Below are 13,976 nucleotides of genomic sequence, written 5' to 3'. Positions count from 1 at the left end.
AGGAAGGCGTACGTAACGTCATGGCTCAGCAGGACACCGATCAGCAGCGCTCGGGCGTGCTCCCCGTCGATGACGAGGGGTACGTGATCGACACGGAGGACTGCGAGGAGCGCGAGGCGGCTTGGCGGGAGCGGGGGACCTCGCGGCCGATCACCGTGGTCGGGAACCCGGTGCTGCACAAGGAGTGCAAGGACGTCACCGACTTCGGTGACGACTTCCAGCAGCTCGTCGCGGACATGTTCGCCAGCCAGCGGACCGCCGAGGGCGTGGGCCTTGCCGCGAACCAGATCGGGGTCGACGCGAAGGTCTTCGTCTACGACTGCCCGGACGACGAGGGCGTCCGGCACACCGGCGTGGTCTGCAACCCCAAGCTCGTCGAACTGCCCGCAGACAAGCGCCGCCTGGACGACAGCAACGAGGGCTGCCTGTCGGTGCCCACCGCGTACGCGCCGCTCGCCCGGCCCGACTACGCCGAGGTGACCGGGCAGGACGAGAAGGGCAACCCGATCAAGGTGCGCGGCACCGGATACTTCGCACGGTGTTTGCAGCACGAGACGGACCACCTGTACGGCTACCTGTACATCGACCGGCTCTCCAAGCGCGAGCGCAAGGACGCGCTGCGGCAGATGGCCGAGAACGAGCCCCGCTACCCCGTGGTGGCCAACGACTGAGATCTCAGCCTCACCAGGCGCACGGCGCCTGTTCGGGTTTCCCACCCCGAACAGGCGCCGTTCGTCTGTGCCGTTCGCCTGTCCGTCGCCTGTTCGATCGCTTCTGCTTCTCCTGTGATCCGCCGGCAGTCACACAGCGGGAGGTTCCCCGCACTGTGGGGTAGCGAATGAAGCAAATACGTTCCCAGACCGGTCAGTTGTAGTGCTGAATGGGATGAGCGGGGTATGCAACGGCGCACGCCCGGCACGAAGGGAGGGGCGCCCGCGCCAACTGGCGGCTGAGAGGGGTTAGTTCGTGCATGCTTTGTCACACGGCACCACACCGGCACCGGCCACGATCGCAGTTCCACCGTCGCTCTCCCTCCCGGTGATCGAGGCGGCGTTTCCCCGGCAACTCCACCCGTATTGGCCGAAGTGCCAGGAGAAGACCCGGGCCTGGCTGCTCGAAATGCGGCTCATGCCCGCGGACAAGGTGGAGGAATATGCCGACGGTCTTTGCTACACCGACCTCATGGCCGGGTACTACATCGGCGCCTCCGATGAGGTCATGCAGGCGATCGCCGACTACAGCGCATGGTTCTTCGTCTGGGACGACCGTCACGACCGCGACATCGTGCACGGCCGTCCCGCCGCCTGGCGGCTGCTGCGGAACCGGCTGCACTCGGCCCTCGACTCCCCGGGGGAGCACCTGCACCACGGGGACCCGCTGGTCGCCGGATTCGCGGACAGCGTGCTACGGCTGTACGGCTTCCTGCCCCAGACGTGGAACCTCCGGTTCGCCCGGCACTTCCACGCGGTGATCGACGCGTACGACCAGGAGTTCCACAATCGCACCCGGGGAATCGTGCCGACCGTCGAGGAATACCTCCGTTTGCGCCGACTCACCTTCGCGCACTGGATATGGACGGACCTGCTGGAGCCGACCGCGGGCTGTGAACTTCCCGAGGCCGTTCGGAAACACCCGGCATATCGGCGGGCGGCGTTGCTGAGCCAGGAATTCGCCGCCTGGTACAACGATCTGTGCTCGCTCCCGAAGGAGATAGCGGGCGACGAGGTGCACAATCTCGGAATCAGTCTCATCACCCATGAGGGGCTGACACTGGAACAGGCGGTCGTGGACGTGAGGGGCCGCGTCGAGAAAAGCATCACTGATTTCATCGATGCCGAGCGGGAAGCCTTACGGTTCGCCGAAGACCTCGCCGACGGCACCGTGCGGGGAAAGGAACTGAACACCGCCGTGCGGGCCTGTCTGAGCAATATGCGGAACTGGTTCAGTTCCGTCTACTGGTTCCACCACGAGTCCGGCCGGTACATGGTCGACAGCTGGGACGACCGGTCCACGCCCCCGTACGTCAACAACGAAGCGGCAGGTGAGAAATGACCGTCGAGTCTGTGAAGCCCGAGACCCCGCCGGCGGTGGAGCTGCGGGAACCGCCCCGGGCGGGCGGCGGGGTCCCCGTGCTCGGTCACGGCTGGAAGCTGGCGCGCGACCCGCTGGCGTTCATGTCCCGGCTGCGCGAGCACGGCGATGTCGTCCGTCTGAAGCTCGGGCCGAAGACGGTGTACGCGGTCACCACCCCGGACCTGACCGGCGCCCTGGCGCTGAGCAACGACTTCATCATCGCCGGGCCGCTGTGGGAGTCCCTGGAGGGCCTGCTCGGCAAGGAGGGCGTGGCCACGGCCAACGGCCCGCGGCACCGGCGCCAGCGGCGCACCATCCAGCCCGCCTTCCGGCTCGACGCCATCCCCGCCTACGGCCCGATCATGGAGGAGGAGGCGCACGCGCTCACCGAGCGCTGGAAGCCTGGTGAGACGATCGACTGCACCTCCGAGTCCTTCCGGGTGGCCGTGCGCATCGCGGCGCGCTGCCTGCTGCGCGGCGACTTCATGGACGAGCGGGCGGAGCGGCTGTGCGTCGCCCTCGCCACCGTCTTCCGCGGGATGTACCGGCGGATGGTGGTCCCGCTCGGGCCGCTCTACAGCCTGCCGTTCCCGGCCAACCGCGAATTCAACCGGGCATTGGCCGATTTGCATCTCCTGGTCGACGAGATCGTCGCCGAGCGCCGGGCATCCGGTCAAAAGCCGGACGATTTGCTGACGGCATTGCTGGAGGCGAAGGACGAGAACGGTGACCCGATCGGAGAACAGGAGATTCATGATCAGGTCGTCGCGATCCTCACCCCCGGCAGCGAAACCATCGCCTCCACGATCATGTGGCTGTTGCATATGCTCGCGGAGTACCCGGAACACGCCGACCGCGTGCGGGACGAAGTGCGGGCCGTCACCGGTGGGAGACCGGTGGCATTCGCAGACGTCCGAGGACTCAGGCACACCAACAATGTCGTCGTCGAGTCCATGCGTTTGAGTCCGGCCGTCTGGATTCTCACACGCCGGGCGGTACGGGACACGGAACTCGGCGGATACCGTATTCCGTCCGGGGCGGACATCGTCTACAGCCCGTACGCGATCCAGCGCGACCCGGAGTCCTATGAGCGGCACCTGGAGTTCGACCCCGACCGCTGGCTTCCGGACCGGGTCAAGGACGTCCCCAAGCACGCCATGAGCCCCTTCAGCGTGGGCAACCGCAAGTGCCCGAGCGACCACTTCTCGATGGCCCAGCTGACGCTGATCACGGCGGCGCTGGCGACCAGGTACCGCTTCGAGCAGGTGGCGGGGTCGAGGGACGACACACGGGTGGGGATCACGCTCCGGCCGTACGACCTGCGGGTGCGGCCGGTGGCGAGGTGAGAGCCCCCTGGCCTCAGGCCGCCTCGGGTCCCCTGAATGTCCGCCGGTAGGCGTGCGGGGTGGTCCCGACCGCCCGGACGAAGTGGTGGCGCAGTGCGGCCGCGTTGCCGAAGCCTGTTCGGCCGGCGATCGCGTCCATGGTCTCGTCCGTCGCCTCCAGCAGCCCCTGGGCCAGCAGCACGCGCTGGCGCAGGATCCAGCGGTAGGGAGTCGTGCCCGTCTCCTGCTGGAAGCGGCGGGCGAAGGTCCGCGGGGACATGTGGGCGCGCTCGGCCAGCTGCTCGACGGTGACCTCCTCGTCCAGGTGCCGTTCCATCCAGGCCAGGACCTCGCCGATCGTGTCGGCCTCGGAGTGCGGCAGCGGGCGCTCGATGTACTGGGCCTGGCCGCCGTCGCGGTGCGGCGGCACCACCATCCGCCGGGCGATCTTGTTGGCGACCTCGCTGCCCTGCTCCTTGCGCACCAGATGCAGGCAGGCGTCGATCCCGGCGGCCGTGCCGGCGGAGGTGATCACCGGGTCCTCGTCGACGTAGAGCACGTCGGGCTCGACGGTCACGCGCGGGTACTGACGGGCGAGGTCCGTCGCGTGCTTCCAGTGCACGGCGCAGCGGCGGTCGTCCAGCAGACCGGCGGCGGCCAGCACGAAAGCGCCGGAGCAGACGCTGAGGACCCGGGCGCCGCGGTCCACCCCGCGCCGCAGGGCGTCCAGCAGCTCGGGCGGAAACTCACGGGACGCATAGCTCTGCCCGGCCGGCACGGCGATCAGATCGGCACTCTCCAGCCGCTCCAGCCCGTGTTCGACGTGCAGCGAGAAGCCCGAGTTCATGCGCAGGACCGGGCCCTCGGCCGAGGCGACGGCGAAGTCGTACACGGGCAGACCGTCGTCACTGCGGTCGGTGCCGAAGACCTCGCACACCACGCCGAGTTCGAAGGGGTTCACGCCGTCGAGCAGGGCGACGGCCACGTTCTGCAGCATGGTTCCAGTGTGCCTCGCCGTTGGCAGTAATTCGAGGGTCTGCGGCAGTACTGCCACTGACGGTAAGGAGTATTCGGCGCGACAGTGGTGTCCATGGACACGAACCAGACGCAGACACTCATCGCAATGATCTTCGTACTCGGGATGCTGGTCCTCCTGGTCCTCCCGTCCGTGATCGGCCTGGTGCGCGAGCGGCGCATCGACCGTCAGATCAGGCAGGCCCAGGAGGCCCGGGAGAGCGAACCGGCTCAGAAGTCCTCGTCCAGGTCGACGGTCCCCTCGACCGCAACCTGGTACGCGGAGGGCCGCCGCTCGAAGAAGTTGGTCAGCTCCTGAACCCCCTGGAGCTCCATGAAGGAGAAGGGGTTCTCGGAGCCGTACACCGGGGCGAAGCCCAGGCGGGTGAGCCGCTGGTCGGCGACGCACTCCAGGTACTGCCGCATCGACTCGGTGTTCATGCCCGGGAGGCCGTCCCCGCACAGGTCACGCGCGAACTGCAGCTCCGCCTCGACGGCCTCCCGGAGCATGTCCGTCACCTCCTGCCGGAGCCGGTCGTCGAACAGGTCAGGCTCCTCCTTGCGGACGGTGTCGACCACGTCGAAGGCGAAGGACATGTGCATCGTCTCGTCGCGGAACACCCAGTTGGTGCCGGTGGCCAGGCCGTGGAGCAGGCCCCGGCTGCGGAACCAGTACACGTAGGCGAAGGCGCCGTAGAAGAACAGGCCCTCGATGCACGCGGCGAAGCAGATCAGGTTGAGCAGGAAACGCCGGCGGTCGGACCGGGTCTCCAGCCGGTCCATCTTCTCCACCGAGTCCATCCACTTGAAGCAGAACGAGGCCTTCTCGCGGATGGACGGGATGTTCTCCACCGCGGCGAAGGCCGCCGCACGGTCCTCCGGGTCGGGCAGATAGGTGTCGAGCAGGGTCAGGTAGAACTGGACGTGCACGGCCTCCTCGAAGAGCTGCCTGCTCAGATACAGCCGCGCCTCGGGGGAGTTGATGTGCTTGTACAGCGTCAGCACCAGGTTGTTCGCGACGATCGAGTCACCTGTCGCGAAGAAGGCGACCAGGCGGCCGATCAGGTGCTGCTCCGCGGGGGACAGCTTGGCGAGGTCGGCGACGTCCGAGTGGAGGTCGACCTCTTCCACGGTCCAGGTGTTCTTGATGGCGTCCCGGTAGCGCTCGTAGAAGTCCGGGTAGCGCATGGGGCGCAGGGTGAGCTCGAAGCCGGGGTCGAGAAGGTTCTGGGTGCTCATTACTGGCAGGCCTCGCAGGACTCGGGGTTTTCCAGCGAGCAGGCGACCGCTTCGGGATCCGCGGTGGCCTGCACGGGGACGGTGGCCTGGGCGGCGCGGGCGATACGGGTCGCCGGGCGCGAGCGCAGGTAGTAGGTCGTCTTCAGCCCGGACTTCCAGGCGTAGGCGTACATCGAGGAGAGCTTGCCGATGGTCGGCGTCTCCAGGAAGAGGTTCAAGGACTGGGACTGGTCCAGGAACGGGGTCCTGGCCGCCGCCATGTCGATCAGGCCGCGCTGCGGGATCTCCCACGCCGTGCGGTAGAGGGCGCGGACGTCCTCGGGGATCCAGGCGAAGTCCTGCACCGAGCCGTTGGCCTCGCGCAGGGCCTCCCTGCTGCGGGCGTCCCACACGCCGAGCCGCTTCAGCTCGTCCACCAGGTAGGAGTTGACCTGGAGGAACTCACCCGACAGTGTCTCGCGCTTGAACAGGTTGGACACCTGCGGCTCGATGCACTCGTACACGCCCGCGATCGAGGCGATCGTGGCCGTGGGCGCGATGGCGAGGAGCAGGGAGTTGCGCATGCCGGTCGTCGCGATCCGCTCGCGCAGGGCCGCCCAGCGCTCGGGCCAGGCCAGCTCCACGTCGTAGTGGTCGGGATGCAGCACGCCCCGGGCCGTCCGGGTCTTCTCCCAGGCCGGCAGCGGGCCGCTCCGCTCCGCGAGGTCGGCCGAAGCCTCGTAGGCGGCGAGCATGATGCGCTCGGCGACGCGGGTGGACAGCGCCTTGGCCTCGGGCGAGTCGAAGGGCAGGCGCAGCTTGAAGAAGACGTCCTGCAGCCCCATCGCGCCCAGGCCGACCGGACGCCAGCGGGCGTTGGAGCGGCCCGCCTGCTCGGTCGGGTAGAAGTTGATGTCGACGACCCGGTCGAGGAAGGTCACGGCCGTGCGGACGGTCTCGTCCAGGCGCTCCCAGTCGAGGTCCCCGTCGCTCACGAAGGCGCCGAGGTTGACCGAGCCCAGGTTGCAGACCGCCGTCTCCCCGTCGTCGGTCACCTCCAGGATCTCCGTGCAGAGGTTGGAGGAGTGGATGACGTGGCCCGGCTCGGCCGTCTGGTTGGCGGTGCGGTTGGCGGCGTCCTTGAAGGTCATCCAGCCGTTGCCGGTCTGCGCGAGGGTACGCATCATCCGGCCGTACAGCTCGCGTGCCGGCAGCGTCTTCTTCGCCAGGCCCTTCGCCTCGGCCGCCCGGTACGCGGCGTCGAACTCCTCGCCCCACAGGTCGACCAGCTCGGGCACGTCCGAGGGGGAGAACAGCGACCACTGCGCGTCTGCGTTCACACGCCGCATGAACTCGTCCGGCACCCAGTGCGCGAGGTTCAGGTTGTGCGTACGGCGGGCGTCCTCGCCGGTGTTGTCGCGCAGCTCCAGGAACTCCTCGATGTCGCAGTGCCAGGTCTCCAGGTAGACGGCGGCGGCGCCCTTGCGGCGGCCTCCCTGGTTCACGGCGGCGACCGAGGCGTCGAGGGTCTTCAGGAACGGGACGATGCCGTTGGAGTGCCCGTTGGTGCCGCGGATCAGCGAACCGCGGGCGCGGATGCGGGAGTAGGCCAGTCCGATGCCGCCGGCGTGCTTCGACAACCGGGCCACCTGGTGGTAGCGGTCGTAGATGGAGTCCAGCTCGTCCTTGGGGGAGTCGAGGAGGTAGCAGGACGACATCTGCGGGTGCCGGGTGCCCGAGTTGAAGAGGGTGGGGGAGGAGGGGAGGTAGTCGAGGCGGCTCATGAGGGTGTAGAGCGCGGCGACCTCGTCCACCGAGCGGCTGGTGTCGTCCTCGGCCAGGCCGGCGGCGACGCGCAGCATGAAGTGCTGGGGCGTCTCGACGACCTTGCGGGTGATCGGGTGCCGGAGCAGGTAGCGGCTGTGCAGGGTGCGCAGGCCGAAGTAGCCGAAGCGGTCGTCGGCGCCCGTGTCGATGAGCGCGTCGAGCCGGGCGGCGTGCAGCCGCACGAACTCGGCGGTGCGGTCGGCGATGAGGCCCTCGCGGTGACCGACCGCGACGGAATCGCTGAAGGAGGTGACGCCCTGCGAGGCGGCCTCGTCGCGGATGCCGATGGTCAGCAACCGGGCGGCCAGCCGGGAGTAAGCGGGGTCCTCGGAGATCAGACCGGCCGCGGCCTCCGTCGCCAGCTCCCGCAACTCCGTCTCGTCCGCCCGGGCGGACCGGCCGCGCAGCGCGGCGGCGGCGACCCGGCCGGGGTCGGTGTCGGGGAGGTCGGCGGTCAGCTCGGTCAGGGTCCGCAGCAACGCGGCTCCGGGAGCGTCCTGCACTTCTTCGGCGGCTGAGACCGGTTCGGCTGGCGCGATGGTCACGTGGGGCTCTCCCTCGCTCGGCACGGGGCCTCGTCGAGGGCAGGGGGCAGCACACGAGCGCACACGGCGTCGCGTCCACCGGCCCATTCCACGAGGCCCGGACGTCAGGCACACCGGCCGGGTGGCCGGGTGCGCTGTCGGCAGGTCCTCGGACTGACTCCTGCGCACGAAACATGCACAAGTACACCGTTGCGGGACAGTTCCGGATTCGCACCGGATTCCCCTGCGGCGACAGCGAGCATGAGCATACATCTTGTGCCGGGCGCGCATGGCACCCCCAGATGTTGTGTCGCACTGGTTTCAGAGCGTCAACTGGTAGGTCGGCAGAGTGATGTCCCGGAGCCGCATGGGGACCGCGGGAACCGCGCACGACAGCGGGCCACCGTGACGGTCGGTCACGGTGGCCCGCTGCGGCTGGTGTGCGCTGTCTCGTGCCCCTGACGTCAGTGGGCCGAACCGGCGGTGGCGGGCGGGAGCTCCACCTGGACCCCGGGATCGCCCGCGTCCGCCGTGTAGTCCTCCGGCCTGGTCTCGTCGACGCCGTCGGGGGCCTTCACGGCCTTCAGGACGAAGGTCAGGACGACCGTGACGACGACGTTCAGGACGAACGCCGTGAGACCGATGTAGCCGATCTCCCCGATGCCGGGGATCTCCTTCGCGGAGCCGCCGAAGTGCTTCTGGGTCGGAGAGGCCACACCGTACGCGGCGACCGTGCCGTAGATCATGCCGACCGCCCAGCCCGCGAGCAGCGCCCAGCGGTGGAACCAGCGGGTGAACAGGCCGCCGACCAGGGCCGGGAAGGTCTGCAGGATCCAGATGCCGCCCAGGAGCTGGAAGTTGATGGCGACCGTCTTGTCCATGGTGAGGACGAAGGCCAGGGCGCCCACCTTCACCAGCAGGGAGACCAGCTTGGAGACCTTCGTCTCCTGCGCCGGTGTGGCGTCCGGCTTGATGAAGTCCTTGTAGATGTTGCGGGTGAAGAGGTTCGCGGCCGCGATGGACATGATGGCCGCGGGCACCAGCGCGCCGATGCCGATCGCCGCGAACGCCACGCCCGCGAACCAGTCCGGGAACATCGTCTCGAACAGCTGCGGAATGGCCAGCTGCCCGTTCTGCACCTTGATGCCGGCCGCGATCGCCATGAACCCGAGCAGCGCGAGCAGGCCCAGCATCAGGGAGTACAGCGGCAGGATCGTGGTGTTGCGGCGGATCACCTCACGGCTCTTCGAGGACAGCGTCGCCGTGATCGAGTGCGGGTACATGAAGAGGGCCAGGGCGGAGCCCAGCGCCAGTGTGGCGTACGTCCACTGGCCCGCCTCCGCCGGCACCAGCGCACCGCGCGGCGCGCCCGTGGCCGGGTTGGTCTGGCTGTAGGCTTCGCCGGCTTTGGCGAAGATGTCGTCGAAGCCGCCCAGCTTGATCGGGATGTAGATGATCGCCACCGCGATGACGATGTAGATCAGCGTGTCCTTCACGAACGCGATGAGCGCGGGGGCCCGCAGACCCGACGAGTACGTGTACGCCGCCAGCACGCCGAACGCGATCAGCAGGGGCAGGTCCTTGATGAACCAGTTGGTGTTCTCGCCGCCGCCGACACCCATCACGTCCAGCACGGCCTGGATGCCGACCAGCTGGAGCGCGATGTACGGCATCGTCGCCAGGATGCCGGTGAGCGCCACCGCCAGCGACAGGCCCTTCGAGCCGAAGCGGCCGCGCACGAAGTCGGACGTCGTGACGTACCCGTGCTTGTGGGAGACCGACCACAGGCGGGGGAGGAACGTGAAGATCAGCGGATACACGAGGATCGTGTACGGCACCGCGAAGAAGCCGGCCGCGCCCGCCGCGTAGATCGCGGCCGGGACGGCGACGAAGGTGTACGCCGTGTACAGGTCGCCGCCGAGCAGGAACCACGTGATCCAGGTGCCGAACGAGCGGCCGCCCAGGCCCCATTCGTCGAGGCTGTGCTCGTTCTCGGCCTTGCGCCAGCGCGCGGCCAGGAAGCCCATGACCGTCACGGCCAGGAAGAAGAAGATGAAGACGCCGAGTGCGACGCCGTTCACGCCGTCCTTCACTGCGCAGCACCGCCCTTCGCGGCCGAGCGGGCGCGCTGGTCACGCTGCCACAGCTTGTAGGCGATCATCGTCAGGACGGTGGAGATGAGCACCCACGCCATCTGGTACCAGTAGAAGAATGGGATCCCGATGAAGACGGGGCCGGTCTTCGCGTACGAGCCGACCCACAGCATGGCCACGAACGGCGCTATGAGGCAGACGGCGATGACGACGCGCAAGGGCGTCAACACCGGCCCTCTGCTGCTGACTTCTGGGGCTTGCGACATCAGGCGGCTCCGTCCCCTTGGTGATCACCTGTGTAATGCGCAGGCAATCTAGGTCAGGGTGCGGCGACAGCGGAACCCCTCGTCCGCAATGCGGTACCCAACCGAAATCAGGTCCGGCAGCAGGCCCTCGGCCGGCGGCGAAGCCCCTGCCCGGGGCCGGAAGGGCCTGTCCGGCGGATCATGTGACCGTCGCGGTTTGGGGGCGGTTGGCATGAGGCTGGGGTGGGGAGACCAAACGGATGAGGAGTGGGCCCGGCTGAAACCCCACCTGCCGAAGTCCGGGCAGCACGTCGGCCGTTGGGCCAACCACCCACCGCAAGGTCATCAACGGTTATTGCGAACCGAAGAACCAGCGGGACAACCGACAACGCCGCGGTGGCAAGGGCGGCCGGCCTGTCGGCTTGGACAAGACGATCCACAAGCGAGGGAACGAAGCCGAGCGAACGATCACGCGCCGAAGAACTGCCGGGCCGTGGCCACGAGGTTCGACACGTGCGGTTGCGTCTTCCACGGCACCGTCACCGTCGCCTCGATCCGTCTCTGGCTCCGCCCATGACCTCCGCCGGAGCTAGCCGCCGGTCGTGCCGTCGAGCATCTCGCGCAGGATGTCCAGGTGGCCGTTGTGGCGGGCTGTCTCCTCGGTGAGGTGGAGGAGGATCCAGCGCAGGTCGACGTGGAGGCCGTCGCGGACGGCTCGTTCGGCCTTGTCGTCCAATCCGTTCCCGGCGACCAGTTCGCGGTAGCGGGCGCTCTGTTCGGCGTATTCGTCGAGCAACTGCGTCAGCGGGAAGTCGACGGCGATACGCATCTCGCGGTCGGGGTCCTCCTCGGTCCAGGGGCCCCGGTCCTCCTCGCCGAGGAAGACCACCTGGAACCAGTAGTACTCGACCCAGCGCAGGTGGTTGATCACTCCGCTCATGGTCATCAGCGGTGAGGCCGGCAGGAGCGCCTTGCGAGCGTTCTCCGCAGAGATGCCATCGCACTTGGCACGGGCGGTGTCACGTGTGTAGTCGAGAAACGTGGTGAGCTGGGTGCGCTCGTCCCACGCGGGCGGCGTGTCGTCGATTCTGGTCATCGCGCGAAGCGTCCCCGATCACCGGGACCGATGTCGAGGCATTTATCGATGGGTCCAACCCGCTCCACCCAGCTCCCTGCCCGGCGGGTAGCTACAGCGATTCAATGCCGGGGCCGGCCGGCCCGATCCGCCGGACGGGCCCTAGTCAGCCGGCCGCTTCAGCCGGGCCACGAACTTGTACCGGTCGCCCCGGTACACCGACCGCACCCACTCCACCGGCCGGCCGTCCCGGTCCAGCGAGTGCCGCGAGAGCATCAGCATCGGCAGGCCGACGTCCGTGCCGAGCAGGCCGGCCTCGCGCGGGGTGGCCAGGGACGTCTCGATGGTCTCCTCGGCCTCCGCGAGACGGACGTCGTAGACCTCGGCCAGCGCGGTGTACAGGGACGTGTACTTCACCAGGGAGCGGCGCAGGGCGGGGAAGCGCTTGGCGCTCAGGTGGGTGGTCTCGATGGCCATCGGCTCGCCGTTGGCCATGCGCAGCCGCTCGATGCGCAGCACGCGGCCGCCGGGCGTGATGTCGAGCAGCCCGGCCAGGCGGTCGTCGGCGGTGATGTAGCCGATGTCCAGCAGCTGGGACGTGGGTTCGAGGCCCTGGGCGCGCATGTCCTCGGTGTACGAGGTCAGTTGCAGCGCCTGCGAGACCTTCGGCTTGGCGACGAACGTGCCCTTGCCCTGGATGCGCTCCAGCCGGCCTTCGACGACCAGTTCCTGCAACGCCTGGCGCACGGTCGTGCGTGAGGTGTCGAACTCCGCCGCCAGCGTGCGCTCGGGCGGGACCGGTGTGCCGGGCGCCTGGGTTTCCGTCATGTCGAGCAGGTGCTTCTTCAGGCGGTAGTACTTGGGCACGCGCGCGGTACGGACGGGCACCCCGTTCTCGTTCTCCGCACTGCTGACGTCGGTGCTCATGCTCCGCCTTCCCGGCTCGGTCCGCCGACACGATCCCACTTGTATACCGGCGGCGCCACTTTTGGTCTAGTCCACCATTCCCTGTGGTCTACCCGCAGTATGCCGTGTGCACCCGGGTTTTCGTTGGCTTCTTACTTAAAGGTTCCTGCATATGTAGGTCGCATAACGGCTGGTCAGGGCTTTATCGGGAGCCTTGACAGGTCTGCTGGCCTGGTCCAAGCTCCCCGTACTGGTCTACACCATTGGTCCAGGCCCGGCCCCACGCTCACTGCGGGAGCCAGGGGGTTGTGGGATCCCTGAGGAGGGTGGCGTGAAGCGCAAGCTGACAGCCGCGATCGGTATCGCGGGCATGATGGTCTCCATCGCGGCGTGCGGCGGCGAGGGTGGCGGGGGTTCCGACAAGGGCGCGGACGCCAAGGAGCTGACCGTCTGGCTCACCGTCGATGCCCAGAACAACTGGCCGGAGCTGGTGAAGGCCGCCGACGCCGCGGTGAAGAAGAAGCACCCCGGCATCAAGATCAACCACGAGTACTACGGCTGGCCCGACAAGAACGCCAAGCTCGACGCCGTCCTCGCCACGGACAAGGCCCCCGACGTGGTCGAGATGGGCAACACCGAGATGCTCGGCTACATGGTCAAAGGCGCCTTCGCCCCCCTCGACCAGGGCGCGTTCGACAACGCGGACGCCTGGCTGGACGGCCTCAAGGCCTCCGTCACCTACGAGGGCAAGACCTACGGCGTCCCGTACTACGCCGGCGGCCGCGTCGCCAACTGGCGGCGGGACGTCGCCGCCTCGGTCGGGGTGAAATCCACGCCGAAGACGTACAAGGAACTGACCGACACCCTGGACAAGATCCAGAAGAAGCAGGGCGACAAGTACAGCGCCTGGTACCAGCCCACCCGCGACTGGTACGCCGCCATGTCCTTCGTCTACGACGCCGGCGGCGCCATCGCCACCGAGTCGGGCGGTCAGTGGAAGGCCTCCCTCTCCTCGCCCGAGTCACTCAAGGGCCTCACCGAGTTCAAGAACGTCGTCGACCGCTACATGCACGGCGACAAGACCAAGGACGAGTCCGACCGCTACATCGTCTACGGCCAGGGCAAATCCGCCATGATCTTCGCGGCCGCCTGGGAGGGCGCCACCGCCGAGGACCCGAAGAACGACAAGACCGGCAAGCTCAAGGGCAACCTCGAGAACTTCGTGATGCCCGGCCCGTCCGGCAAGAACATGCCCGTCTTCCTCGGCGGCTCCGACCTCGCCGTGCCGGTGAAGTCCGACGCGCAGGCCCTGGCCGCTGAGTGGATCAACGCGTTCACCGGTTCCTCCGGGCAGAAGGGCCTGATGGCCAAGGGCAACCTGCCCAACAACAAGACCGACCTCGCGACGCTCAAGAACGACCCGAAGACGGCGGTGCCCGCCACCGCGGCCGAGTCCAACTGGTTCGTCCCGATGGCTCCCGGCTGGGGGCAGGTGGAGAAGGCCCAGATCCTGCAGACCATGCTGCAGAGCATCGGCACCGGCAAGAAGTCCGTCGAGGCCGCCGCCAAGGACGCGGACGCGGCGATCGACAAGGTCATCAACACCAAGTGACCTGAGCACAGGGCCCCGTCGCCTCCCCGCAGTCCGGGACGGGGCCCTGATCCTCGTACGACCT

The 13,976-nt window shown here is 68.1% G+C and carries 11 protein-coding genes, 1 pseudogene and 1 riboswitch; of the genes and pseudogenes, 5 read left to right on the top strand and 7 right to left on the bottom strand.

Translation table 11 applies throughout. The features are described 5' to 3' along the window. The first annotated feature begins 20 nt into the window (after positions 1-20). From def to ACIQHQ_RS14995, 3 genes are all read left to right on the top strand, one after another. Positions 21-671: a peptide deformylase gene (gene def / locus ACIQHQ_RS15005; RefSeq protein ID WP_390991344.1), complete on the top strand. Its 651-nt coding sequence runs from the start codon at positions 21-23 to the stop codon at positions 669-671. 295 nt (positions 672-966) lie between these two features. Next, the gene (cyc1, locus tag ACIQHQ_RS15000) at positions 967-2,052 is read left to right on the top strand and encodes an epi-isozizaene synthase (RefSeq protein WP_402612338.1); all 1,086 of its coding nucleotides are present in this window, start codon (positions 967-969) and stop codon (positions 2,050-2,052) included. Then, positions 2,049-3,419 carry a cytochrome P450 gene (locus ACIQHQ_RS14995; RefSeq protein ID WP_402612337.1) on the top strand — a complete coding sequence of 457 codons (1,371 nt, stop codon included), beginning with the start codon at positions 2,049-2,051 and terminating at the stop codon, positions 3,417-3,419. The genes cyc1 and ACIQHQ_RS14995 overlap by 4 nt, the downstream gene beginning before the upstream one ends. A gap of 13 nt (positions 3,420-3,432) precedes the next feature. Here the strand turns inward: ACIQHQ_RS14995 and ACIQHQ_RS14990 are convergent, their stop codons facing one another. The 5 genes from ACIQHQ_RS14990 to ACIQHQ_RS14970 all read right to left on the bottom strand — a co-directional run bounded on the left by ACIQHQ_RS14990 (position 3,433) and on the right by ACIQHQ_RS14970 (position 10,340). Beyond that, positions 3,433-4,395 (bottom strand): GlxA family transcriptional regulator, encoded by a 963-nt coding sequence (locus tag ACIQHQ_RS14990; RefSeq protein WP_402612336.1) that lies wholly within the window; start codon positions 4,393-4,395, stop codon positions 3,433-3,435. Between the two features lie 248 nt (positions 4,396-4,643). Beyond that, on the bottom strand, positions 4,644-5,651 hold the full coding sequence (locus ACIQHQ_RS14985; RefSeq protein ID WP_402612335.1) for a ribonucleotide-diphosphate reductase subunit beta: 1,008 nt from the start codon (positions 5,649-5,651) through the stop codon (positions 4,644-4,646). Continuing rightward, positions 5,651-8,002 (bottom strand): ribonucleoside-diphosphate reductase subunit alpha, encoded by a 2,352-nt coding sequence (locus ACIQHQ_RS14980; protein WP_402612334.1) that lies wholly within the window; start codon positions 8,000-8,002, stop codon positions 5,651-5,653. Before ACIQHQ_RS14980 ends, ACIQHQ_RS14985 begins: the two co-directional genes overlap by 1 nt. A 121-nt stretch (positions 8,003-8,123) precedes the next feature. Beyond that, positions 8,124-8,257, bottom strand: a riboswitch (cobalamin riboswitch). A 188-nt stretch (positions 8,258-8,445) separates the two neighbouring features. After that, positions 8,446-10,074, bottom strand: coding sequence for a monocarboxylate uptake permease MctP (gene mctP / locus ACIQHQ_RS14975; RefSeq protein WP_402612333.1), 1,629 nt, complete (start codon positions 10,072-10,074; stop codon positions 8,446-8,448). Beyond that, positions 10,071-10,340 (bottom strand): DUF3311 domain-containing protein, encoded by a 270-nt coding sequence (locus tag ACIQHQ_RS14970; protein ID WP_402612332.1) that lies wholly within the window; start codon positions 10,338-10,340, stop codon positions 10,071-10,073. Before ACIQHQ_RS14970 ends, mctP begins: the two co-directional genes overlap by 4 nt. A gap of 338 nt (positions 10,341-10,678) precedes the next feature. Here ACIQHQ_RS14970 and ACIQHQ_RS14965 point away from each other — a divergent pair. After that, positions 10,679-10,896: pseudogene (locus ACIQHQ_RS14965) on the top strand (IS5/IS1182 family transposase); the annotation flags it as partial. Between the two features lie 12 nt (positions 10,897-10,908). Here ACIQHQ_RS14965 and ACIQHQ_RS14960 read toward each other — a convergent pair. Both ACIQHQ_RS14960 and ACIQHQ_RS14955 read right to left on the bottom strand, forming a co-directional pair. Continuing rightward, complete coding sequence (locus ACIQHQ_RS14960; RefSeq protein WP_402612331.1) at positions 10,909-11,415, bottom strand: DinB family protein; 507 nt, start codon at positions 11,413-11,415, stop codon at positions 10,909-10,911. Between the two features lie 141 nt (positions 11,416-11,556). After that, entirely contained in the window at positions 11,557-12,321 is a 765-nt protein-coding gene (locus ACIQHQ_RS14955) for a GntR family transcriptional regulator (protein WP_363117207.1), read from the bottom strand. Positions 12,322-12,631: 310 nt separating this feature from the next. On the opposite strand from ACIQHQ_RS14955, the gene ACIQHQ_RS14950 reads away from it, so the two are divergent. Then, on the top strand, positions 12,632-13,912 hold the full coding sequence (locus ACIQHQ_RS14950; RefSeq protein WP_402612330.1) for an extracellular solute-binding protein: 1,281 nt from the start codon (positions 12,632-12,634) through the stop codon (positions 13,910-13,912). Positions 13,913-13,976: the final 64 nt, after the last annotated feature.

This window comes from Streptomyces sp. NPDC092370 (assembly GCF_044755265.1).
Taxonomy (GTDB): Bacteria; Actinomycetota; Actinomycetes; order Streptomycetales; family Streptomycetaceae; genus Streptomyces.
The sequence above is the reverse complement of the archived record's forward strand: the minus strand, read 5'-3'. Positions and strand labels throughout refer to the sequence as shown.